This is a genomic window from Pseudomonas sp. FW507-12TSA (assembly GCF_058781435.1).
In genome coordinates, this window is record NZ_JBYSWT010000004.1 from 50,523 (window position 1) to 73,656 (window position 23,134).

21 protein-coding genes are annotated in these 23,134 nt (G+C 64.4%); 17 read left to right on the forward strand and 4 right to left on the reverse strand.

Features of this window, described 5'->3' with window-relative positions:
• The first annotated feature begins 88 nt into the window (after positions 1 to 88).
• The 8 genes from AC3WK8_RS05165 (at position 89) to AC3WK8_RS05200 (ending at position 9,521) form a co-directional block, all read left to right on the forward strand.
• Positions 89 to 814 (forward strand): tellurite resistance TerB family protein, encoded by a 726-nt coding sequence (locus AC3WK8_RS05165; RefSeq protein WP_085596185.1) that lies wholly within the window; start codon positions 89 to 91, stop codon positions 812 to 814.
• A 204-nt stretch (positions 815 to 1,018) separates the two neighbouring features.
• Positions 1,019 to 2,641 carry a methyl-accepting chemotaxis protein gene (locus AC3WK8_RS05170; RefSeq protein ID WP_103324109.1) on the forward strand — a complete coding sequence of 541 codons (1,623 nt, stop codon included), beginning with the start codon at positions 1,019 to 1,021 and terminating at the stop codon, positions 2,639 to 2,641.
• Positions 2,641 to 3,177 carry a chemotaxis protein CheW gene (locus tag AC3WK8_RS05175; protein WP_085596183.1) on the forward strand — a complete coding sequence of 179 codons (537 nt, stop codon included), beginning with the start codon at positions 2,641 to 2,643 and terminating at the stop codon, positions 3,175 to 3,177. The genes AC3WK8_RS05170 and AC3WK8_RS05175 overlap by 1 nt, the downstream gene beginning before the upstream one ends.
• Entirely contained in the window at positions 3,174 to 4,442 is a 1,269-nt protein-coding gene (locus tag AC3WK8_RS05180; RefSeq protein WP_085596182.1) for a CheR family methyltransferase, read from the forward strand. The genes AC3WK8_RS05175 and AC3WK8_RS05180 overlap by 4 nt, the downstream gene beginning before the upstream one ends.
• Positions 4,439 to 5,125 carry a chemotaxis protein CheW gene (locus AC3WK8_RS05185; RefSeq protein ID WP_085596181.1) on the forward strand — a complete coding sequence of 229 codons (687 nt, stop codon included), beginning with the start codon at positions 4,439 to 4,441 and terminating at the stop codon, positions 5,123 to 5,125. The genes AC3WK8_RS05180 and AC3WK8_RS05185 overlap by 4 nt, the downstream gene beginning before the upstream one ends.
• The gene (locus tag AC3WK8_RS05190) at positions 5,122 to 7,464 is read left to right on the forward strand and encodes a hybrid sensor histidine kinase/response regulator (protein ID WP_085596180.1); all 2,343 of its coding nucleotides are present in this window, start codon (positions 5,122 to 5,124) and stop codon (positions 7,462 to 7,464) included. The genes AC3WK8_RS05185 and AC3WK8_RS05190 overlap by 4 nt, the downstream gene beginning before the upstream one ends.
• Positions 7,461 to 8,471, forward strand: a complete 1,011-nt coding sequence (locus AC3WK8_RS05195; protein WP_103324110.1) for a chemotaxis response regulator protein-glutamate methylesterase — start codon at positions 7,461 to 7,463, stop codon at positions 8,469 to 8,471. Before AC3WK8_RS05190 ends, AC3WK8_RS05195 begins: the two co-directional genes overlap by 4 nt.
• 48 nt (positions 8,472 to 8,519) lie before the next feature.
• Complete coding sequence (locus AC3WK8_RS05200) at positions 8,520 to 9,521, forward strand: response regulator (RefSeq protein ID WP_085596178.1); 1,002 nt, start codon at positions 8,520 to 8,522, stop codon at positions 9,519 to 9,521.
• A gap of 5 nt (positions 9,522 to 9,526) precedes the next feature.
• On the opposite strand, the gene AC3WK8_RS05205 is transcribed toward AC3WK8_RS05200, so the two are convergent.
• Positions 9,527 to 10,030, reverse strand: a complete 504-nt coding sequence (locus tag AC3WK8_RS05205) for a hypothetical protein (RefSeq protein ID WP_103324111.1) — start codon at positions 10,028 to 10,030, stop codon at positions 9,527 to 9,529.
• Positions 10,031 to 10,216: 186 nt separating this feature from the next.
• On the opposite strand from AC3WK8_RS05205, the gene prfB reads away from it, so the two are divergent.
• The 6 genes from prfB to AC3WK8_RS05235 all read left to right on the forward strand — a co-directional run bounded on the left by prfB (position 10,217) and on the right by AC3WK8_RS05235 (position 16,513).
• Positions 10,217 to 11,312, forward strand: a protein-coding gene (gene prfB, locus AC3WK8_RS05210) for a peptide chain release factor 2 (protein WP_103324112.1) whose coding sequence is annotated in 2 segments (ribosomal slippage) — positions 10,217 to 10,288 and positions 10,290 to 11,312 — 1,095 coding nt in all. Because the reading frame shifts where the segments join, the coding sequence is not laid out codon by codon here.
• A 91-nt stretch (positions 11,313 to 11,403) separates the two neighbouring features.
• The gene (lysS, locus tag AC3WK8_RS05215; protein ID WP_103324113.1) at positions 11,404 to 12,906 is read left to right on the forward strand and encodes a lysine--tRNA ligase; all 1,503 of its coding nucleotides are present in this window, start codon (positions 11,404 to 11,406) and stop codon (positions 12,904 to 12,906) included.
• Between the two features lie 105 nt (positions 12,907 to 13,011).
• Positions 13,012 to 13,728 carry a TetR/AcrR family transcriptional regulator gene (locus AC3WK8_RS05220; protein WP_103324114.1) on the forward strand — a complete coding sequence of 239 codons (717 nt, stop codon included), beginning with the start codon at positions 13,012 to 13,014 and terminating at the stop codon, positions 13,726 to 13,728.
• Between the two features lie 134 nt (positions 13,729 to 13,862).
• The gene (locus AC3WK8_RS05225; protein ID WP_053134418.1) at positions 13,863 to 15,140 is read left to right on the forward strand and encodes a flavohemoglobin expression-modulating QEGLA motif protein; all 1,278 of its coding nucleotides are present in this window, start codon (positions 13,863 to 13,865) and stop codon (positions 15,138 to 15,140) included.
• Between the two features lie 102 nt (positions 15,141 to 15,242).
• Complete coding sequence (locus AC3WK8_RS05230; protein ID WP_103324115.1) at positions 15,243 to 16,190, forward strand: alpha/beta hydrolase; 948 nt, start codon at positions 15,243 to 15,245, stop codon at positions 16,188 to 16,190.
• A complete protein-coding gene (locus AC3WK8_RS05235; protein WP_031320969.1) occupies positions 16,187 to 16,513 on the forward strand; it encodes a PA3694 family proteiin in 327 nt (108 codons plus the stop codon). Before AC3WK8_RS05230 ends, AC3WK8_RS05235 begins: the two co-directional genes overlap by 4 nt.
• A 103-nt stretch (positions 16,514 to 16,616) precedes the next feature.
• Here AC3WK8_RS05235 and lptF read toward each other — a convergent pair whose 3' ends face one another.
• The 3 genes from lptF to AC3WK8_RS05250 form a co-directional block, all read right to left on the reverse strand.
• Positions 16,617 to 17,399, reverse strand: coding sequence for a lipotoxin F family OmpA-related lipoprotein LptF (lptF, locus tag AC3WK8_RS05240; RefSeq protein WP_085596174.1), 783 nt, complete (start codon positions 17,397 to 17,399; stop codon positions 16,617 to 16,619).
• A gap of 49 nt (positions 17,400 to 17,448) precedes the next feature.
• The gene (locus AC3WK8_RS05245) at positions 17,449 to 17,862 is read right to left on the reverse strand and encodes a DUF4398 domain-containing protein (RefSeq protein ID WP_022642547.1); all 414 of its coding nucleotides are present in this window, start codon (positions 17,860 to 17,862) and stop codon (positions 17,449 to 17,451) included.
• Positions 17,863 to 18,124: 262 nt separating this feature from the next.
• On the reverse strand, positions 18,125 to 18,469 hold the full coding sequence (locus tag AC3WK8_RS05250; protein ID WP_022642548.1) for a hypothetical protein: 345 nt from the start codon (positions 18,467 to 18,469) through the stop codon (positions 18,125 to 18,127).
• A 203-nt stretch (positions 18,470 to 18,672) separates the two neighbouring features.
• Between AC3WK8_RS05250 and ppc the strand changes: the two genes are divergently transcribed.
• The 3 genes from ppc (at position 18,673) to tsaB (ending at position 23,004) form a co-directional block, all read left to right on the forward strand.
• A complete protein-coding gene (gene ppc, locus AC3WK8_RS05255; protein WP_103324199.1) occupies positions 18,673 to 21,303 on the forward strand; it encodes a phosphoenolpyruvate carboxylase in 2,631 nt (876 codons plus the stop codon).
• Between the two features lie 289 nt (positions 21,304 to 21,592).
• On the forward strand, positions 21,593 to 22,240 hold the full coding sequence (adk, locus tag AC3WK8_RS05260; protein WP_022642550.1) for an adenylate kinase: 648 nt from the start codon (positions 21,593 to 21,595) through the stop codon (positions 22,238 to 22,240).
• Positions 22,241 to 22,329: 89 nt separating this feature from the next.
• Positions 22,330 to 23,004 carry a tRNA (adenosine(37)-N6)-threonylcarbamoyltransferase complex dimerization subunit type 1 TsaB gene (gene tsaB / locus AC3WK8_RS05265; RefSeq protein ID WP_085596172.1) on the forward strand — a complete coding sequence of 225 codons (675 nt, stop codon included), beginning with the start codon at positions 22,330 to 22,332 and terminating at the stop codon, positions 23,002 to 23,004.
• Positions 23,005 to 23,134: the final 130 nt, after the last annotated feature.

The window sequence follows — 23,134 nt, forward strand, 5'->3', positions numbered from 1 at the left end:
GCATTATCGCCCCCTGGGTCCGGGCACTTCTCTCTAGGCTTGCAACCTTAGGTGTCGACGTGCACTCGTTTTTCTTGGGAGGTGGCAGATGAATACCCGCGGCTTGCTCGACCAACTCTTGAAGTCGGGCCAGGAGCTTTTGCAGAACAAGGCGGGGGCGAGCCCGCAAGCCAAGCCCCAGGGCGATCCGGTGGGCCTGGGCGCCTTGCTTGGCGGCAAGACCGGCAACCTGGGCGGCCTGCTTTCCGGGGCTGGTGGCGGTGCGCTGGCCGCTGGGGCCATGGGCTTGTTGCTAGGCAACAAGAAGGCCCGCCACTTCGGCGGCAAGGCGCTGGCCTATGGTGGCCTGGCCGCGCTCGGGGTGCTGGCCTATAGGGCCTACGGCAATTGGCAGGCACAACAGGCTGGCGCGCCGGGCAATGAGCCGCAGACCCTCGATCGCTTGCCGGCGCAGCAGGCCGAACAGCATAGCCAGGCGATCCTCAAGGCCCTGGTGGCGGCGGCCAAGGCCGATGGCCATGTGGATGAGCGCGAGCGGTCGCTGATCGAAGGCGAGTTCAGCAAGCTGGACGACGATCCGCAGTTGCAGCGCTGGCTGCATGCTGAACTGAACAAGCCGCTGGACCCGGCGGATGTGGCCCGGGCCGCCAGCACTCCGGAAATGGCCGCCGAGATGTACCTGGCCAGCCTGCTGCTGGTGGATGACCAGCACTTCATGGAAAAGGCCTACCTGGAGGAGCTGGCGCGCCAACTGCAGTTGGCACCTGGGCTCAAGGCCGAGCTGGAGCGACAGGCACGCCAAGGCATGGCCTGAGGCAGCGAGCGGCCATGGATGGCGGTTCTGCCTGGGGAATTTGCCAAAATGCCCGGTCAGGGTGGATGGGGCTGCGCAATGCCGCTATCCAGAGCGGCTGAACCCATTGAGCAAAAGTCCTGCCTGTGTCGTTAAACCACCCATAAAACCCGGATCGTCCTCGGCTATACTCCCCCCATTTTTGAATGGGTTCGAGGGCTGGCTGTGAAGAACTGGACGTTGCGCCAACGCATTTTGGCGAGCTTTGCGGTGATCATCACCATCATGCTGCTGATGGTCGTCGTCTCGTACTCGCGGCTATTGAAAATCGAGGCCGGAGAGGAGCGCATGCGTTCCGATGCCATCCCGGGGGTCTATTTCAGTTCGATGATCCGTGGCTCGTGGGTCGACAGCTACTTGCGTACCCAGGCCATTCTCGGCCTGGACGAGGGCAAGGAAGTTACGGCGCAGGACGAGGCCGACTTCAAGGGTTTCGAACAGCGCCTGCAGAAGTACATGGCCAGCTACAAGGAAACCCTTCGTGGAGAGAGCGACCTGAGGGAGTTCAACGATTTCGAGAACTATCACCAGAGCCTGCTCAAGACCCTGGCCACGATCCTGGACCTGCATCGGCATAACCAGAATGCCGAAGCCATTCGCCTGTTCAATGAACAAATGACCCCCACCTGGGTCGCCGGTCGGATGAAGCTCAACGACATCATCGAAGAGAACAAGGGCGTGGCCGATTCGGCCGCTGCGCAGATCGACGACGCGGTGCTCGCCGCCAAGATCAGCATGGGCGTTTCGCTGCTGGTGGCGATCCTGGTGGCCGGCCTGTGCGGCCTGTTGCTGATGCGCGCGATATTGTCGCCGATGAACCGTATCGTCGATATCCTGGAAATCATGCGCACCGGCGACTTGAGCAGGCGTTTGAACCTGGAGCGCAAGGACGAATTCGGCGTGGTGGAAACCGGCTTCAACGACATGATGAGCGAACTTGCGACCCTGGTATCCCAGGCCCAGCGCTCGTCGGTGCAGGTCACCACTTCGGTGACCGAGATCGCCGCCACGTCCAAGCAGCAACAAGCCACGGCCACCGAGACCGCGGCAACTACCACCGAGATTGGCGCCACCTCGAGGGAAATCGCCGCCACCTCGCGGGACCTGGTGCGCACCATGACCGAAGTCTCCAGCGCCGCCGACCAGGCCTCGGTGCTCGCCGGCTCGGGCCAGCAGGGGTTGGCGCGGATGGAAGACACCATGCACTCGGTGATGGGCGCGGCGGACCTGGTGAATGCCAAGCTGGCGATCCTCAACGAGAAGGCCGGCAACATCAACCAGGTGGTGGTGACCATCGTCAAGGTCGCCGACCAGACCAACTTGCTCTCGCTCAACGCCGCGATCGAAGCGGAGAAGGCCGGCGAGTACGGGCGCGGTTTTGCCGTGGTGGCCACCGAAGTGCGGCGCCTGGCGGACCAGACGGCGGTCGCGACCTATGACATCGAGCAGATGGTCCGCGAGATCCAGTCGGCGGTGTCGGCGGGTGTCATGGGCATGGACAAGTTCTCCGAAGAGGTCCGGCGCGGCATGGCCGAAGTGCAGCAGGTGGGCGAGCAACTGTCGCAGATCATCCACCAGGTCCAGGCCCTGGCGCCGCGGGTGCTGATGGTCAACGAGGGCATGCAGGCCCAGGCCACCGGCGCCGAGCAGATCAACCACGCGCTGGTGCAGTTGGGCGATGCCAGCAGCCAGACCGTCGAGTCCCTGCGCCAGGCCAGCTTCGCCATCGATGAGCTGAGCCAGGTGGCCGTGGGCTTGCGTGGCGGCGTGTCGCGTTTCAAAGTCTGATGGACGAACTCGCGCACAAGCGCCATGGCGCTGCCGGGGCCAAGAGCGTCTTGTTCCTGGTCTTTCGCATCGGCGACGAGCGTTATGCGCTGCGTGCCGTGGACGTGGTGGAGGTATTGCCGCGCCTGCAGCTCAAGCCCATTGCCCAGGCCCCGGCCTGGGTGGCGGGTGTCTTCGCCTATCGTGGCGTGGTGGTCCCGGTCGTCGATTTATGCCAGCTGACCTTCGGCCGTCCGGCGCAGCAGCGCACCAGCACGCGGTTGGTGCTGGTGCACTATCACGGCGATGCCGGGCAGCCGGCCCGGGTGCTGGGGCTGTTGCTGGAGCAGGCCAACGACACCCTGCGCTGCGACCCGGCGCGGTTCCAGCCCTATGGCCTGGACAACTCCCAGGCGCCCTACCTGGGGCCGGTGCTGGAGGATGAGCAGGGCCTGTTGCAGTGGGTACGAGTCGACGACCTGCTGGGAGCGCCGGTCCGCGACTTGCTGTTTCCCGATCCGCCGCCGGACCCGGCCGCACTCGAGGAGCTTCGATGAGCGGCGAACAACGGTTCTTCGACTTTCTCAAGGAACGTATCGGCCTGGATGTCGCCTCCGTGGGGCCGGCGATCATCGAGCGGGCGTTGCGCCAGCGCTGCAACGCCTTGCATATCCATGGCAGCGACGAGTACTGGCAGCGGTTGCAGGGCTCGCGGGAAGAACAGCAGGCCCTGATCGAGGCGGTGATCGTTCCCGAGACCTGGTTCTTCCGTTACCCGGAATCCTTCTCCACCCTGGTCAAGCTGGCCACCGCGCGCCTGGCCCAGCTCAAGGGCATGCGTGCCCTGCGCCTGTTGAGCCTGCCCTGTTCCACCGGCGAGGAGCCCTATTCGATCGCCATGGCCCTGCTGGACGGCGGCCTGGCGCCCCATCAGTTCAAGGTCGATGGCCTGGACGTCAGTCCGTTGTCGGTGGAGCGCGCCAGGAACGCGGTCTACGGCAAGAACTCCTTCCGTGGCCAGGACATCGGCTTTCGTGAGCGGCATTTCGTCGCCGAGGACGAGCGCTATCGCCTGAGCGAGCGGGTGCGCGAGCAGGTGCGCCTGCAAGTGGGCAACGTGATGGAGCCAGGGTTGCTGGCCGCCGAGCCGGCCTTCGACTTCGTCTTTTGCCGCAACCTGCTGATCTATTTCGACCAGCCGACCCAGCGCCAGGTGTTCGAGGTGCTCAAGCGCCTCACCCACGAGGAGGGCGTGCTGTTCATCGGACCGGCCGAGGGCAGCCTGCTGGGGCGCCTGGGCATGCGCTCGATCGGCATTCCCCAGTCCTTCGCCTTCCGGCGCCACAACGAGCCCGAGCCGGTGCTGGCGCAACCCATGCCGCCGCCACTGCCGATTCCGTCTCGCAATGTCGTGCCGCCGGCGCCGCGCCACCGTCCTTTCGCCAGCCGCCTGGCGTCCTTGCCGGCGGTGGAGCCCGCGCCGCCCGCCAGCGATGCCGCCAGCCTGCTGGCCAGCATCGCCACGCTGGCCAACGAGGGCAAGAGCGCCGAGGCCCGCGCCGCTTGCGAGCGCTATCTGCGCGAGCATGAGCCGGCGGCCCAGGTGTTCTACTGGCTGGGCCTGCTCAGCGATGTTTCCGGCAACGCCATGGAGGCCCAGGGTTTCTATCGCAAGGCCTTGTACCTGGAGCCGCAGCATCCCGAGGCCCTGGCCCACCTGGCGGCGTTGCTGGCCTCCCAGGGCGATGCGGCTGGCGCCCAACGCTTGCAGGAACGCGCGGCCCGTAGTTCGCGCACCGCCGACAGTGAGTTGAAACGATGAGCCATCCCTATTCATTGGACGTGACCCGTGAAGATGCGCAGGTCATCGATGACTGCTGGAACCGCATCGGTATCCATGGCGACAAGTCCTGCCCTCTGTTGGCCGAGCACATCCATTGCCGCAACTGTTCGGTGTATTCGGCTGCCGCCACGCGCCTGCTGGACCGTTATTCGTTGCGCCAGCAGGACCGTGAGCGCTCGGTGGCCGAGGAAACCGACAGCGATGTGGCCAGCCGCTCGCTGCTGATGTTCCGTCTTGGCGAGGAATGGCTGGGGTTGCCTACCCGCTGTCTGTTGGAAGTGGCGCCGCAACAGGCGATCCATTCCCTGCCGCACCAGCGTTCACGAGCCTTGCTGGGGGTGGCCAATGTCCGCGGGGCGTTGGTGGCCTGCCTGTCGTTGACCGAGTTGCTGGGGCTCGACAGCTCACCGGCGATAGCCTCCAGTGCCCGGGTGATGCCGCGGATGCTGATCATCGGTGCCGAAGGCGGCCCGGTGGTGGTTCCGGTGGACGAGGTGCATGGCATCCATGCCATCGAGGAACGCATCCTCGACAACGCTTCGGCGTCCGGCGACCAGGCCAATGCCAAATACACCCGTGGCGTGTTGCAATGGCAAGGACGCAGCTTGCGCTTGCTGGATGAAGAGCAATTGCTCTCGGCCGTGACCCGGAGCCTGACATGACCCCCGATCAAATGCGCGACGCCTCGCTGCTGGAGCTGTTCAGCCTGGAAGCCGAGGCCCAGACCCAGGTGCTCAGCGCCGGGTTGCTGGCCCTGGAGCGTAACCCGACCCAGGCCGACCAGCTGGAGGCTTGCATGCGTGCGGCCCACTCCCTCAAGGGCGCGGCCCGGATCGTCGGGATCGATGCCGGTGTCAGCGTCGCCCATGTCATGGAGGATTGCCTGGTCAGTGCCCAGGAAGGGCGCCTTTATCTGCAACCCGAGCACATCGACGCCTTGCTCCAGGGCACCGACCTGCTGATGCGCGTCGCCACTCCAGGCGGTGCCGAACTGGTGGCCCCGGATATCCAGGCCTATGTGGCGCTGATGGAGCGCTTGTTGACCCAGGGGCCTGGCGCGCCGCAGCTGGCAGCGCCAGGCGTGCCGGCGCCTGTTGCGGTGGGCCTGCCGGAATTGTTGCTCGAGCCCAGGCTGCAGATGCCGGAGCCTGCGCCGACGCTGGCCGACCTCGAGCCTGAAGCGCAGGCACCTGACGAGCCAGCCCAGGAACCGGTCCCGGGCCTGCGCCGTGGCCGGCGGGTCACCGATGGCGGTGAGCGGGTGCTGCGGGTCACCGCCGAACGGCTCAACAGCTTGCTGGATCTGTCCAGCAAGTCCCTGGTGGAAACCCAGCGGCTCAAGCCCTACCTGGCCACCCTGCAGCGTCTCAAGCGGATCCAGAACAACAGCCTGGCGGCCCTGGAGAACCTCAACCTGCATCTGAAGGAGCATGCCCTGGGCCTTGAGGCCCAGGAGGCCCTGGCGGATGCGCGGCGGTTGCTGGCCGAGTCCCAGCAGCTGCTGGCGGAAAAGACCGCCGAGCTCGATGAGTTCGGCTGGCAGGCGAGCCAGCGCGCCCAGGTGCTCTACGACACGGCCCTGGCCTGCCGGATGCGGCCCTTCGCCGATGTGCTGGGCGGCCAGGTCCGCATGGTCCGGGACCTGGGGCGCAGCCTGGGCAAGCAGGTGCGCCTGGAGATCGAGGGTGAAAAGACCCAGGTCGACCGCGACGTGCTGGAAAAGCTCGAGGCACCGCTGACCCATCTGTTGCGCAATGCCGTCGACCACGGCATCGAACTGCCCGAGCAGCGCTTGCTGGCGGGTAAACCGGCCGAGGGGGTGATTCGCCTGCGGGCCTCGCACCAGGCCGGGTTGCTGGTGTTGGAGTTGAGCGACGACGGCCATGGCGTGGACCTGGAGCGCTTGCGCCTGAGCATCGTCGAGCGTCATCTATCGCCGGCCGAAACTGCCGCCCAGCTTAGCGAGGAGGAGTTGCTGACGTTCCTGTTCCTGCCGGGTTTCAGCCTGCGGGACAAGGTCACGGAGGTTTCCGGCCGGGGCGTCGGCCTGGATGCGGTGCAGCACATGGTGCGCCAGCTGCGTGGGGCGGTGGTGCTGGAGCAGGTCAGCGGCCAAGGCAGTCGCTTCCACCTAGAGGTGCCGTTGACCCTGTCGGTGGTGCGCAGCCTGGTGGTGGAGGTGGGGGGCGAAGCCTATGCCTTCCCGCTGGCCCATATCGAGCGCATGCGCGACCTGGAGCCGGAGGACATCGTCCAGGTGGAAGGGCGCCAGCATTTCTGGCACGAGGGCCGGCATGTCGGCCTGGTGGCCGCCAGCCAACTGTTGCAGCGGCCGGCGACCCAGGATGGCGCGGCTACCTTGAAGGTGGTGGTGATCCGCGAGCGCGAGGCGGTGTACGGCATCGCCGTGGAGCGCTTCATCGGCGAGCGGACCCTGGTGGTGCTGCCGCTGGACGAGCGCCTGGGCAAGATCCAGGACATTTCCGCCGGTGCCCTGCTGGATGACGGCCGGGTGGCGTTGATCGTCGATGTCGAGGACATGCTGCGCTCGGTGGACAAGCTGCTCGACACCGGTCGCCTGGAGCGCATCGCCCGGCATCACCAGCAACATGCCCAGGCCGCGCGCAAGCGGATCCTGGTGGTCGACGACTCGCTGACGGTGCGCGAACTGCAGCGCAAGCTGCTGATCAATCGCGGCTACGACGTGGCCGTGGCCGTGGACGGCATGGACGGCTGGAATGCCCTGCGTTCGGAAAGCTTCGACCTGCTGATCACCGACATCGATATGCCGCGCATGGATGGGATCGAACTGGTCACGCTGCTGCGTCGTGACAATCGCCTGCAGTCGTTGCCGGTGATGGTGGTGTCCTACAAGGATCGTGAGGAAGACCGGCGTCGTGGACTGGATGCCGGTGCCGACTATTATCTAGCCAAGGCCAGTTTCCATGACGACGCCCTGCTGGATGCGGTGGTGGAACTGATTGGAGGAGCGCGGGCGTGAAGATAGCGATAGTCAATGACATGCCCATGGCGGTGGAGGCGCTGCGCCGGGCGCTGGCCTTCGACCCCAGCCATGAGGTGGTCTGGGTCGCCACCAACGGGGCGGAAGCGGTGCAGTACTGCGCCGAGCTGACCCCGGACCTGATCCTGATGGACCTGATCATGCCAGTGATGGACGGGGTCGAGGCCACGCGGCGGATCATGGCCGAGTCGCCCTGCGCCATCGTCATTGTCACCGTCGACCGCCAGCAGAACGTGCACCGGGTGTTCGAGGCCATGGGCCACGGCGCCCTGGATGTGGTCGACACGCCGGCGGTGGGGGCGGGCAACGCCCAGGAGGCGGCGGCGCCGTTGCTGCGCAAGATCCTCAATATCGGCTGGCTGATCGGCCAGAGTGGCAGTCGCGTGCGTTCCGCGCCGCAACCCCTGCGCAACGGTGTGGCACGCCGCAGCCTGGTGGCCATCGGTTCCTCCGCCGGCGGGCCGGCAGCCCTGGAGGTGTTGCTCAAGGGCTTGCCAAAGGACTTTCCCGCCGCCATCGTGCTGGTCCAGCATGTCGACCAGGTGTTCGCCGCGGGCATGGCCGAGTGGCTCAGCAGTGCATCGGGGTTGCCAGTGCGCCTGGCCCGGGAAGGGGAACCGCCACAAAGCGGCACGGTGCTGCTGGCGGGCACCAACCATCACATCCGCCTGTTGAAGAACGGCACGCTGGCCTATACCGCCGAGCCGGTGAACGAGATATACCGACCCTCCATCGACGTATTTTTTGAAAGTGTCGCCAGTTACTGGAATGGCGATGCGGTGGGCGTGTTGCTGACGGGCATGGGCCGAGATGGCGCCCAGGGCTTGAAGCTGATGCGCGATCAGGGTTATCTGACCATCGCTCAGGACCAGAACAGCAGCGCGGTGTATGGCATGCCCAAGGCGGCCGTTGCCATCGGCGCCGCGGCAGAGATTCGCCCACTGGACAAGATCGCTCCACGTTTGCTGGAGATATTCGCCAAATGACTGATAAACGCAGCTGTCCTGGCCAGGTAGCACTTCAGGTGACAACCCATGAATGATTTACAGCTCGACGAATTCAAGACCGACGAAAACGCCGCCATGGTGTTGCTGGTGGACGACCAGGCCATGATCGGCGAGGCGGTTCGGCGTGGGTTGGCGAACGAGGAAAACATCGACTTCCACTTCTGCGCCGATCCGCACCAGGCCATTGCCCAGGCCATTCGCATCAAGCCCACGGTGATTCTCCAGGACCTGGTGATGCCGGGCCTGGACGGCCTGACCCTGGTGCGCGAGTACCGCAACCATCCGGCGACCCAGAACATCCCGATCATCGTCCTGTCCACCAAGGAAGACCCGCTGATCAAGAGCGCGGCCTTCGCCGCCGGGGCCAACGACTACCTGGTCAAGCTGCCGGACAACATCGAGCTGGTGGCACGCATCCGCTATCACTCGCGTTCCTACATGACCCTGTTGCAGCGGGACGCCGCCTACCGGGCGCTGCGGGTCAGCCAGCAACAGCTGCTGGACACCAACCTGGTGCTGCAGCGGCTGATGAACTCCGACGGCCTGACCGGGCTGTCCAACCGCCGGCACTTCGACGAGTACCTGGAGCTGGAATGGCGCCGGGCCATGCGTGAGCAGACCCAGCTGTCGCTGCTGATGATCGACGTCGACTACTTCAAGACCTACAACGATACCTTCGGCCACCTGGAGGGCGACGAAGCCCTGCGCAAGGTGGCCGCGGCGATCCGCGAGGCCAGCAGCCGGCCATCCGACCTGCCGGCGCGCTACGGCGGCGAGGAGTTCGTGCTGGTGCTGCCCAATACCTCGCCGGGTGGTGCGCGCCTGGTGGCCGAGAAGCTGCGCCAGACCGTCGAGGCCCTGAAAATCCCCCATATCGCGCCGGTGGAAGGGGCTAGCCTGACCATCAGCATCGGCCTGTCGACCATCACCCCGCAGCCCAACAGCCATTGCCGGCAATTGATTTCAGCGGCGGACAAGGGCCTCTATCTGGCCAAGAACAATGGGCGCAATCAGGTGGGGATCGAATAACCGCTTCAGTTGCCGGGCTGTTGGTCCCTGGGTACTTCGATAAAGGTATCGGGGAACAGGTAATAGCAATGGCTCGAGGTTTGCGAGCAGGTCAGCAGCACGGCTTCGACTCTGTACTGGACATGGGTGTTGAGTTTTCCAGCGCTGAACAGATTGCCGATCAGGTTGCTTGCGGCGATGGGATAGTCACCGAAGGCGTAGCGCCAGTGGCCATTTCTGTGGGCGTTGACCCAGGTGGCGCTGAACTGCGCCTGCAGCCATCGGGTTCGCGGGCCCACGGTGTTTTCCATGGCGCGGGTGCGGTAGTAGATCCACCACCAGAGAAACACCGCCAGAAGCACGGCCAGGGCCCAGGCCAGCAGCGGGTGGAGGAACAAGCCGAGGCCCAGCAGCGGTATGGCGGCGAACAGGCTGAGGATGAAGTACACCACTGCCCGCGAGCCCCTCAGGTTGCGCCTTTCCCGGGCAAGGATGTAGCGGATCTCTGCATCAGTGAGGTTTCTTTCCATGAGGGGCGCTTGCGGTTTCTGCTGGTAGTGGGAAATAGGCAATGAAGCCTGAGCCGGATTATAGAGCTCCCGATATGCCGGTTGGCGTGGCTATTCGTTGTTAAAGCCGCCAAGCGGGCTGCCGCCATTCGGTGATTCCGTTATAATCGCCGGCTTTCAAAAGTTCGCCAACGAGTGCTGCCATCCATGGAAATCAACCCGATCCTGAATACCATCAAGGACCTGACCGAGCGTTCCCAGTCCATTCGGGGGTATCTTTGACTACGATCAAAAGCATGACCGCCTGATCGAAGTCAACCGCGAGCTGGAAGACCCCAACGTCTGGAACAAGCCCGAGTACGCCCAGGCACTGGGGCGTGAGCGCTCCATGCTGGCACAGGTCGTCGAGACCCTGGACAAGCTGTCCGGTGGCCTCGCGGACTGCAAGGACTTGCTCGACATGGCCGTCGAAGAGAATGACGAAGGCGCCGTGAGCGACGTCGAGACCGAGCTGCAGGGCCTGGAAGAAGCCCTGGCCCAGCTTGAGTTCCGTCGCATGTTCAGTGGCGAGATGGACATGAACAACGCCTACCTGGACATCCAGGCCGGCTCCGGTGGCACCGAGGCCCAGGACTGGGCCAACATCCTGCTGCGCATGTACCTGCGCTGGGCCGACAAGCGCGGTTTCGACGCCACCATCATGGAACTGTCCGAGGGTGACGTCGCCGGCATCAAGGGCGCCACCGTGCATATCAAGGGCGAGTACGCCTTCGGCTGGCTGCGTACCGAAATCGGCGTGCACCGCCTGGTGCGCAAGAGCCCGTTCGACTCCGGCGCCCGTCGCCACACTTCGTTCTCGGCGGTATTCGTCTCGCCCGAGATCGACGACAAGGTCGAGATCGAGATCAACCCGTCCGACCTGCGCATCGATACCTACCGCTCCTCCGGCGCCGGCGGCCAGCACGTGAACACCACCGACTCGGCGGTGCGGATCACCCACGTGCCGACCAACACCGTGGTCAGCTGCCAGAACGAACGTTCCCAGCACGCCAACAAGGACACCGCCATGAAGATGCTGCGGGCCAAGTTGTACGAGCAGGAAATGCAGAAGCGCAACGCCGCTTCGCAGGCCTTGGAAGACACCAAGTCGGACATCGGCTGGGGCCACCAGATCCGTTCCTACGTACTGGATGACTCGCGCATCAAGGACCTGCGCACCGGCGTCGAGCGCAGCGACTGCCAGAAGGTCCTGGACGGCGACCTCGACCAATACCTGGAAGCGAGCCTCAAGCAGGGGCTGTAAACCGCACACCACCGCCGCGATACCGGCCATTGCCGGTATCGCGTGCCCTGCCCGACAGGGGCAATGAACACCTGATGGAAAGAATGACGACATGAGCGACCTCAAGACCGAAGCGCAAGACCTGCAACAGGAAGAAAACGCCCTGATCGCCCTGCGCAAGGAAAAACTTGCCGCAGAGCGTGCCAAAGGCAATGCCTTCCCCAACGACTTCCGTCGCGACAGCTACTGCAACGACCTGCAGAAACAGTACGCGGACAAGACCAAGGAAGAGCTGGAAGCAGCGGCGATCCCGGTCAAGGTGGCAGGTCGCATCATGCTCAACCGTGGCTCGTTCATGGTGATCCAGGACATGACCGGCCGCATCCAGGTCTACGTCAACCGCAAGACCCTGGCGGAAGAAACCCTGGCCGCGGTGAAAACCTGGGACCTGGGCGACATCATCAGCGCCGAAGGCACCCTGGCCCGTTCCGGCAAGGGCGACCTGTACGTCGAGATGACCAACGTGCGCCTGCTGACCAAGTCGCTGCGCCCGCTGCCGGACAAGCACCATGGCCTGACCGACACCGAGCAGCGCTACCGCCAGCGCTACGTCGACCTGATGGTCAACGAGGAAACTCGCCACACCTTCCGCGTGCGCTCCCAGGTCATCGCCCACATCCGTAGCTTCCTGGCCAAGCGCGACTTCCTCGAAGTCGAGACGCCGATGCTGCAGACCATCCCTGGCGGCGCGGCGGCCAAGCCGTTCGAAACCCACCACAATGCCCTGGACATGGCCATGTTCCTGCGTATCGCGCCGGAGCTGTACCTCAAGCGCCTGGTTGTCGGCGGGTTTGAGAAAGTGTTCGAGATCAACCGCAACTTCCGTAACGAAGGCGTCTCGACTCGTCACAACCCAGAATTCACCATGCTCGAGTTCTACCAGGCCTACGCCGACTACAACGACAACATGGACCTCACCGAGGAACTGTTCCGTGAGCTGGCGCAGCTTGTCCTGGGGACTACCGACGTGCCGTACGGCGACAAGGTGTTCCACTTCGGCGAGCCGTTCGTGCGCCTGTCGGTGTTCGACTCGATCCTCAAGTACAACCCGGAGCTGACCGCCGCCGACCTGCAGGACGTCGACCGCGCCCGCGAGATCGCCAAGAAGGCTGGCGCCAAGGTGCTGGGCCACGAAGGCCTGGGCAAGCTGCAGGTGATGATTTTCGAGGAACTGGTTGAGCACAAGCTGGAGCAGCCGCACTTCATCACCGAGTACCCGTTCGAAGTTTCGCCACTGGCCCGTCGCAACGACGACAACCCGGCCGTGACCGACCGCTTCGAGCTGTTCATCGGTGGCCGCGAGATCGCCAACGCCTATTCCGAGCTCAACGATGCCGAGGACCAGGCCGAGCGCTTCCTGGCCCAGGTGGCCGAGAAGGACGCTGGTGACGACGAAGCCATGCACTACGACGCCGACTTCGTGCGGGCCCTGGAATACGGCATGCCGCCCACCGCCGGTGAAGGCATCGGCATCGACCGCCTGGTGATGCTGCTGACCAACTCGCCGTCGATCCGCGACGTGATCCTGTTCCCGCACATGCGGCCCCAGGCCTGACATGTCGTGAATGAGAAGCCGCCTTCACCAGGCGGCTTTTTATTGTCTGGGTGGAACTGACGTACCGCTTCTGATTCCGTGTGACTGATAAGAGGAATACCTGTCGTGAACCGCGCAATTGCTCAAGAGGGTGCAGCTGGCATCGCCACCGCGGTGGCTGAAAGCGTTCAGTACCAAGGCCGCAAGGCCAGTCGCCAGGGCAGTGAACAACGCCGACAGGAGATTCTCGATGCCGCCATGCGCATCGTCGTACGTGATGGCGTGCGGGCCGTGCGCCATCGGGCGGTAGCCGCCGAGGCCGGTGTGCCGCTATCGGCCACCACCTACTATTTCAAGGATATCGATGACCTGCTCACCGATACCTTCGCCCAATACGTCGAACGCAGCGCGGCGTTCATGGCCAAGCTGTGGACCAGCAATGAAGGGCTGCTGCGAGAGATGGTCGCCTATGGCGACGGCAGCCCGGCGTGTCGTTCGCAACTGGCCGACGATATCGCGCGGATGACCGCCGACTACGTGCAGCGCCAGCTCAGCACCCGGCGCGAGCACCTGATGGCCGAGCAGGCGTTCCGCCAGGAGGCGCTGCTCAATCCGCGCCTGGCGCAGTTGGTGCGCTCGCACCAGCAGATCCTGCTGCAGGGCACTTGCCAGTTCTTCCAGGTCCTGGGATCGCGGGAGCCACAGCAGGATGCCAAGGTGTTGACGTCTATAATCGGCCGAATGGAGTATCAGGGCCTGCTCAACGATGCCGAGCCTCTGGCCGACGAGGAAATGCTCGGCATCCTGACCCGCTACATGCACCTGGTGCTGGCCTCAGTATGAGGTAGCGGCCCGGCCGGGAACGGATCAACCGGGCACCAGGTCAATTCAGGAGCGACGAGCACTTCGCCGCAGCGGTACGCGTCCAGCGGGCCGTCCAGTAACAGGTTCGAGCGATTCAACAGAGGGAATTTCCGGTGGACGATTACCAGCAGACGATACGCACCTTGTCCGATCGCATAGTGCTGGCGCAGACACCGATCCGCGTGCTGGATGCGGTGAAGTGGGACGAGAGCATCCGCAAGGGTTTTCTCAAGGCCAAGGGCAAGGAAATGCCGGCGGTGGACCGCGCCTACTACGAAGGTCGCCCGCTGTCCTTCGACTCCGGCGCGGTGAAGCTGGAATTCCAGAACATCGAGCGCGACATCACTCGCCAGCTGGGCCAGTTCAACCCGGTGGGGCAGATCATGCGCCGCATGTGCAAGGAATACCGCATGGTGGTGCGCATGCTCGAGGCCCGCGGCACCGGCGACTTCGGCCTGATTTCCCAGGAGCTGTACGGCGCCGCTTCGGATGCCTTCCATGCCGGCGACCCGACCCTGGCCGACCTCGGGCTGATGATGTCCGATTACCTGAACAACATCGACGGTCGTGGCGACCTCAAGGACGAGCCCAAGACCCTGAGCGCCAAGGATGCGGTGAGCCTGCTGCAGGGCCGGCTGAACAAGGTCTTCGGCGAGGCCGAGGAGACCATCCGGGTCTTCGAGTCCGACGGTATCGTCGCCGATGCGGCGGCGGGTGCCGACTACATCAAGATCCGCAGCGATGCGATGTTCAACGACCGTGATGTAAGGGCCCTGGAAGTCCACGAAGGGCTGGTGCATGTAGGCACCACCCTGAATGGCCTGAACCAGCCGATCTGCACCTTCCTGGCCAAGGGCCCACCCTCGTCGACGGTGACCCAGGAAGGCCTGGCGATCCTCATGGAGATCATCACCTTCGCCTCCTACCCCAGCCGCCTGCGCAAGCTGACCAACCGGACCCGGGCCATCCACATGGTGGAGGAGGGAGCGGATTTCCTGCAGGTGTTCGAGTTCTTCCGCGAACAGGGTTTCGAGATGGCCGAGAGCTATGGCAACGCCAGCCGGGTGTTCCGCGGTTCGGTGCCCACGGGGCTGCCTTTTACCAAGGACTTGTCCTACCTCAAGGGCTTCATCATGGTTTACAACTACATTCAGCTCGCCGTGCGCAAGGGCAAGCTGGAGCAGGTGCCGCTGCTGTTCTGCGGCAAGACCACCCTGGAAGACATGCGTACCCTGCGCCAACTGGTGGACGAAGGGATGGTGGTAGCGCCCAAGTACCTGCCCGACCAATTCCGCGACATGAATGCCCTGTCGGCATGGATGTGCTTCTCCAACTTCCTCAACCACCTGAGCCTGGACCGGATCGAGGCCGACTACTCCAACATCCTTTGACTGCAGCCGGGGGGCGCACATGGACGTATCCACAGATATCCGCAGCCGCCACGGGCTGCTTCAGCAGGCGGGGCCATCGACTGCGGACCGCGCCCCGGCGCCATGCCGCGCGGGGAGTCGCAGGTGAGCAAGCTACTCAAGTGTTGCGCGGTTCTTGCCCTGTTGCTGGGCCTGCACGGTTGCAGTTCGCTGCTGTTCTATCCTGAGCCGGGCCTACCCTTCACCCCGGAGCGGGCCAAGCTCGAATACCGTGACGTCACCCTGACCACCGCCGATGGCCTCAAGCTCCATGCCTGGTGGCTGCCGGCCAAGGCCGGGGTGCCGGTCAAGGGTACGGTGCTGCACCTGCATGGCAACGGCGGCAACCTGGCCTGGCACCTGGGCGGCAGTTGGTGGCTGCCGGAGCAGGGCTACCAGGTGTTGTTGCTGGACTATCGCGGCTACGGCTTGTCCGAGGGCGAACCGTCCCTCCCGGCGATCTACCAGGACCTGGACAGCGCCTTCGCCTGGCTGGACCGGGCCCCCGAGGTCCAGGGCAAGCCATTGGTGGTCCTCGGCCAGAGCCTGGGCGGTGCCCTGGCCATCCACTACCTGGTGGAGCATCCCGAACGCCAGGCCCGGCTCAAGGCCATCGTTTTCGATGGCGTGCCGGCCAGTTATCGCGATGTCGGGCGCTACGCCCTGAGCACTTCCTGGCTGACCTGGCCCTTGCAAGTGCCGCTGTCCTGGCTGGTGCCGGATGGCGACAGCGCGATCCATTCCATGGCGCGCCTGACCGGGGTGCCGAAGCTAATCTACCACAGCCTCGACGACCAGCTCGTCCCCTTGTCCAATGGCATCCGCCTGTATCAAGCTGCGCCGCCGCCGCGGGTCCTGCAACTGACCCGCGGCGACCATGTGCAGACCTTCGCCGATCCGACCTGGCGCAGCGTGATGCTGCGCTACCTCGACGACCCACGGCATTTCGACGGGTTGCGCCGCCTGGGGGAAATCCCCAACTACCCGACGACCCCCAATTCAGCAGTTGAACCTCCAGAGAGTCCGCAATGAGTGAAGAACGTAACGTCCTGCCAATGATCATCACCGGTATCTGCAGCATCATCGGTACCGTGGCCTGCCTGTGGTACTACGGCTACCTGCATTTCGCCAAGCCGGAGGATGCGCTGCTGCTCAACGACTTCACCATGCTCAAGACCATTCCCGGGGAGGACTACAAGATCTCCCTCAAGCCGGCAGCCCAGGTGGCCCAGTGCGTCGATGGCGTGCTGGTGCTGTTCGATACCGAGCAGAAGGGCCTGACCGGGGTGCTGGTCGACAACAAGAAGCAGGCGGTGCGCTGCATGGGCCAGGAAACCCCGCAACTGGTGCAGTAGGTTCCCCAGGCTTCGGGGCTGTTTCAGCCAGGCATGAAAAAACGCCGCGGACCCAGGTCCGCGGCGTTTTGTTTTCCCGGCCGGTCAAGGCCGGGGACCGGCATCAGCGGATCGTGGAGCGAGGAGCCACTGGCTGGTTGTCGTTGGAAATGGTCACTTCCACGCGACGGTTCATGGCCCGGCCGGAAACGCTGCCGTTATCGGCTACCGGGTATTCCTTGCCATAACCCTGGGAGACGATGCGCGCCGGGTCGATACCCATGCGGATCAGGGCCATCTGTACCGAGCCGGCACGGCGCTCGGACAGCGACTGGTTGTAGGAGTCGCTACCGGTGCTGTCGGTGTAGCCCTCGACGATCACCTTGCGGTCCGGGTTCTGCTGGAGGAATTGCGCCAGCTTGTTGATGTTGGCCAGGCCGGCGGGCTTGAGGTCGGACTTGTTGAGGGCAAACAACACATCGCCGAAGGTCACCAGGGTGCCGCGGTCGGTCTGCTTGGCGTTGAGGCTGGCCTGCAGTTGCTTGATCTGCGCATCGCGGGCATCGAGGATGGCGCGGGCACGCTGGTCGCCGGCGTCCTTGAGCTTGATCTCGGCGGTACGCAGGGCGATGGTTTCCTTGGCTACTTCAACCCGCTGGTTGGTCAGATAGGCCAACTGGTCGACCTTCTTCTCGTTCTCCTTGTCCAGGTAGGCCTGGTCGGCCTTGTTCATCCAGTCGGAGGCGTCCTTGGTTTCCAGGGCGGCGAGCTTGCTGGCCTGCGGGTTGGCTTGCAGGGCCGAGAAGTTGGTCCGGGCGTTTTCCAGGTTGGCGTTAGGCGGGGTGGAGCAGGCCGCCAGGGCTACGCTCATGGCCAACAGGGCAGGGATCATCAGTTGTTTGCGCATAGTGTTCGTCCTTTCAATCGATTACGAGTACGTGGGAATCGGCGGCGGCTTACTGCACGCTGCGCATACCTTCCTGACGCAGTTCCTGAACGCCTTTCTGGGAGTCCTTCAGCGCCTGCTCGGCCTTGGCGGCCTGTGCTTTGCGCTCGGCTACCCGGGCGTCCCACTCGGCCTGTTCAGCCAGGCGCCGAGCCTCGTCGTAGTTCTTGTCGTGCATGGCGATTTCCGCTTGCTTGAGCTTGTCCTGTGCAGCCTTCATTTCCACTGCGGCGAATTCGGTGCCGCCTGCGGTCACTGCGCTATTGACCGCAGATTGGGTAACCGCGTACTGCTCGGAAGGCGGATTCCCGGCACAACCGGCCAGTACCATGCTGCTACCGAGGGCCAGCGCGGCCAGTTTCAGTCCGCGCAGAGAGGTGAACGAGGATTTGGCAGTGCTGATCTTCATGGTCTTCAACTCCATTGGGTAACTCCTGGGAAACATCAAAATCCACCCCGGTCCTGGCGCCGTGACGCTGAGTGACTACAAGCGCTGATGGCAAAATTTGAAACGGCCGTTCCAGTGATGGCTAATGGGTGTGACCTGAGGCGTTTTTGAATAGTTCAGCGAAAGCTGGCGATTGGCCAAAAAAAATTCGGCGCCCCGAAAACCCCCGTAAACCGGGAACTTTTGCCGCTTGCAGAGGTAATCCCGGCCGCTTGCGCAGCCGGGAACGGGGGGCGACTCAGTGCTTGGGTTTGTCCACCTGGCTCGACATCAGGTGCAGATGCTGGCGCGACAGCGCCAGGAAGCGCGGAGTAGGGCCGACGTCCTCATACAGTGGATCGCCTTCCTCGTCGGTGGCTACCACATGTTGGCCCTGGACATAGGGGAAGCTCGCCTCGAGCTCTTCCAGGGCGGCGCCGATCAGTTCGCCCAAAAGCTCCTCGGTCTGGCGCTTGGGGTACATCTCGGACAGGGCGGCCAGGCGCGCGGCGGCCTCCATGTCCAGGTGGATCCGGTAGCTGGTGCGGGTCAGGCGACCCTTGGCGTTCTCTTCCCAGTGTTGCGCGAGTTCACGGATTTTCATGCTGGCCTCGATGACACCTGCTCGTGGCAGGGCAGTGGGTTGACCGGACGATGCCGGTGAGCGGCCGTTGTGCGGCCTATCCTTGAGACTAGCTTCATCGCCGAAGGTCGGTGCCCGGTTCGTCCCATGCTTGCTAAGGAGCGCATGCAGGCGGCACTCTTGAGCCTTCCGTGCTGCCTCATAGCCTGCTGGAGAACACCTCGATGACCGATATTGATGCGCGCCTGCGCGAAGACGTCCACCTCCTGGGGGAGCTGCTGGGCAACACCATCCGCGATCAGTACGGGGAGGGGTTTCTCGACAAGATCGAGCAGATTCGCAAGGCGGCCAAGGCCGATCGCCGCAGTTCCACCGGAGCCGAGCTGAGCGCCAGCCTCGATCCGCTGGCCGAGGATGAACTGCTGCCGGTGGCCCGGGCCTTCAACCAGTTCCTCAACCTGGCCAACATCGCCGAGCAGTACCAGTTGATCCACCGACGCGACGAGGCACAGCCGGCGCCGTTCGAGGCCCGGGTCTTGCCGCAGTTGCTGGAGCGCCTGCGGGCCGAGGGGCATTCGGCCGATGCCCTGGCCCGGCAGTTGGGGCGCCTGGAAATCGAACTGGTACTGACCGCGCATCCCACGGAAGTGGCGCGCCGCACCTTGATCCAGAAATACGATGCCATCGCCGGGCAACTGGCCGCCCAGGACCACCGCGACCTGACCAGCGCCGAGCGCGCGCAGATCCAGGAGCGCTTGCAGCGCCTGATCGCCGAGGCCTGGCACACCGAGGAAATCCGCCGTACTCGCCCGACCCCGGTGGACGAGGCCAAGTGGGGGTTCGCGGTGATCGAGCATTCGCTGTGGCAGGCCATTCCCAACTACCTGCGCAAGGCCGACAAGGCTTTGTTCGACGCCACCGGGCTGCGCCTGCCGCTGGAGTCGGCGCCGATCCGCTTCGCCTCCTGGATGGGCGGCGACCGCGATGGCAACCCCAATGTCACGGCTGCGGTGACCCGTGAGGTGCTGTTGCTGGCGCGCTGGATGGCCGCCGACCTGTACCTGCGGGACGTCGATCACCTGGCCGCCGAGCTGTCCATGCAGCAGGCCAGCGCCGCTTTGCTGGCCAAGGCCGGAGATAGCGCCGAGCCTTACCGGGCCTTGCTCAAGCAACTGCGCGAGCGTTTGCGGGCGACTCGCAACTGGGCCCATGCGGCACTCGGGGCGGCGGTGCCGGCCGGTCCCGAGGTGTTGCAGCACAACCGCGAGCTGCTGGAGCCGCTGCAACTGTGCTACCAGTCGCTGCACGAGTGCGGCATGGGCGTGATCGCCGATGGGCCGCTGCTCGATTGCCTGCGCCGGGCGGTGACCTTCGGCCTGTTCCTGGTACGGCTGGACGTGCGCCAGGATTCTGCCCGGCACACCGCGGCCATGACCGAGATCACCGATTACCTGGGCCTGGGCCGCTATGAGGACTGGAGCGAGGAAGACCGCATCACCTTCCTGATGCGCGAGCTGGGCAGCCGGCGCCCGCTGTTGCCAGGCTACTTCAAGCCCTCGGCGGACACCGCCGAGGTGCTGGCTACTTGTCGCGAGATCGCCGTGGCCCCGGCGGCGTCGCTTGGGTCCTATGTGATCTCCATGGCTGGCGCCGCCTCCGATGTGCTGGCGGTACAGCTTTTGCTCAAGGAGTCCGGAGTATTGCGGCCGATGCGCGTGGTGCCGCTGTTCGAAACTCTGGCGGACCTGGACAACGCCGGCCCGGTGATGGAGAAGCTGCTGCACCTGCCGGGCTATCGCGCACGCTTGCAGGGCCCGCAGGAAGTGATGATCGGTTACTCCGACTCGGCCAAGGACGCCGGCACCACGGCTGCGGCCTGGGCCCAGTACCGGGCCCAGGAGCGGCTGGTGGATATCTGCCGTGAGCAGCAGGTGGAACTGCTGTTGTTCCACGGCCGTGGCGGCACCGTGGGGCGTGGCGGCGGTCCGGCCCACGCGGCGATCCTGTCGCAGCCGCCGGGCTCGGTGGCGGGGCGTTTCCGTACCACCGAGCAGGGCGAGATGATTCGCTTCAAGTTCGGCCTGCCGGATATCGCCGAGCAGAACCTCAACCTCTACCTGGCAGCGGTCCTGGAGGCCACTGTGCTGCCGCCGCCACCGCCCGAGCCGGCCTGGCGCCACCTGATGGACGAGTTGGCCAGCGACGGGGTCCAGGCTTATCGGGCGGTGGTGCGGGACAACCCGCAGTTCGTCGAGTATTTCCGCCAGTCCACCCCGGAGCAGGAACTGGGGCGCCTGCCCCTGGGCAGCCGGCCGGCCAAGCGCCGGGCCGGGGGCATCGAAAGCCTGCGGGCGATCCCGTGGATCTTCGGCTGGACCCAGACCCGCCTGATGCTGCCGGCCTGGCTGGGCTGGGAGGCGGCGCTGAGCAAGGCGCTGGCTCGGGGCGAGGGCGAACTGCTGGGACAGATGCGGGAGCAATGGCCATTCTTCCGCACCCGTATCGACATGCTGGAGATGGTCCTGGCCAAGGCCGATGCCGAGATCGCCCGGTCTTATGACGAGCGCCTGGTGGAGCCGGAGCTACTGCCATTGGGTGCGCATTTACGCGACCTATTGTCGCAGGCCTGCGCGGTGGTCCTGGGGCTGACCGGGCAGTCGCAACTGTTGGCCCACAGTCCCGAGACCCTGGAGTTCATTCGCTTGCGCAACACCTATCTCGACCCGCTGCACTTGTTGCAGGCCGAACTGCTGGCTCGTTCGCGCAAGCAGGAGGCGCCCCAAGGAAGCCCCGTGGAACAGGCGTTGCTGGTCTCCGTGGCGGGTATCGCCGCTGGCCTGCGCAATACGGGTTGAGGTCGGCGGGTAGCGTCGGACGGAATTGGCGCACCCCTGATTGAGACAAATCCTGAGTGTCGCTCAGATCTATCTGGCGACACTTTATTACGGGGTTGCGACTTGTCATACCTCGCCAACAGGGCACGAAAAGGCCGGGTTCCTCCGACTTTCGACTGCTTGTGTGCGCTGTGTCGGCTGTGTATCTTGATCAGCCTTTGGCCGTTTGGGCGGCTTTAACCTGATTTTTGAGATTGGCCCGACGAGGCGAATCCGAGCGTTTCTAAATAAAAAATTGAGGAGCACATCGATGCGCGTAATTCTGCTGGGAGCTCCCGGGGCCGGTAAAGGTACTCAGGCAAAGTTCATCACCGAGAAGTTCGGCATTCCACAGATCTCCACCGGCGACATGCTGCGTGCTGCGGTCAAGGCGGGCACCGAGCTGGGCCTGAAGGCCAAGAGCGTGATGGACAGCGGCGGCCTGGTTTCCGATGACCTGATCATCAACCTGGTCAAGGAACGCATCAGCCAGCCTGATTGCGCCAACGGCTTCCTGTTCGATGGCTTCCCGCGCACCATTCCCCAGGCCGAGGCGCTGGTGAAGGCTGGCGTCGAACTGGACCACGTGGTGGAAATCGCCGTCGACGATGAAGAGATCGTCCAGCGCATCGCCGGTCGTCGTGTGCACGAGGCTTCGGGTCGTGTGTACCACACCGTCTACAACCCGCCGAAGATCGCCGGCAAGGACGACATCACCGGTGAAGACCTGGTGCAGCGCAAGGACGACACCGAGGAAACCGTGCGCCATCGCCTGTCGGTCTACCACTCCCAGACCAAGCCGCTGGTTGAGTTCTACCAGCAGTTGGCCGCGTCCCAGGGCAAGCCGAAATACAGTCATATCCCTGGCGTGGGCTCGGTGGAAGTGATCACCGCCAAGGTGCTCGAAGCCCTGAGCTGAATAACCTGATCGTTTGATCGCACAACGGCCCGCTTGCGGGCCGTTGCTGTTTATAATGCGCCACTTTTTTCAATGCTATGGAACCCCCGATGAGCACCTTGCTGGCCCTGGACACCGCGACTGAAGCCTGCTCCGTTGCTTTGCTGCATGACGGCAAGGTCACGAGCCATTACGAGGTGATCCCGCGCCTGCATGCGCAGAAGCTCTTGCCGATGATCAAGGAGCTGCTGGCCAACGCCGGGACTACCTTGCAGGCGGTGGACGCCATTGCCTTCGGTCGTGGCCCGGGCGCCTTCACTGGGGTGCGGATCGCGATCGGCGTGGTGCAGGGCCTGGCCTTTGCCCTGGACCGCCCGGTGCTGCCGGTGTCCAACCTGGCGGTCCTGGCTCAGCGGGCCCTGCGCGAGCACGGTGCGACCCAGGTCGCGGCGGCCATCGATGCGCGGATGGATGAAGTCTATTGGGGCTGCTACCGGGAAGTCGCCGGCGAGATGCGCCTGGTGGGCAAGGAGGCGGTCCTGCCCCCCGAGGTTGCCGCGTTGCCCGAGGGCAGCAGCGGCGACTGGTTCGGTGCCGGCACCGGATGGGGTTACGGCGAGCGCATTGCGCTCAGCCTCAGCGGCCAGGACGCGGGCATGCTGCCCCATGCCGAAGACCTGCTGGCGCTTGCGCGGTTCGCCTGGGAGCGCGGCGAATCGATCCGTGCCGACGATGCCCAGCCGGTCTACCTGCGGGACAAGGTAGCCACGCCCAAGGCTCGTTGAATAATCCCGTGCCGATTGGCGGATGGAATGGGCAACCTCCACGACTGACGCCAATCGTCCGGTTTTTGACGCGAATCCTGCCCGGATTCAAACCTTTTGGCTTTTCTGTGTTCTAGTTATCACTCGGGCA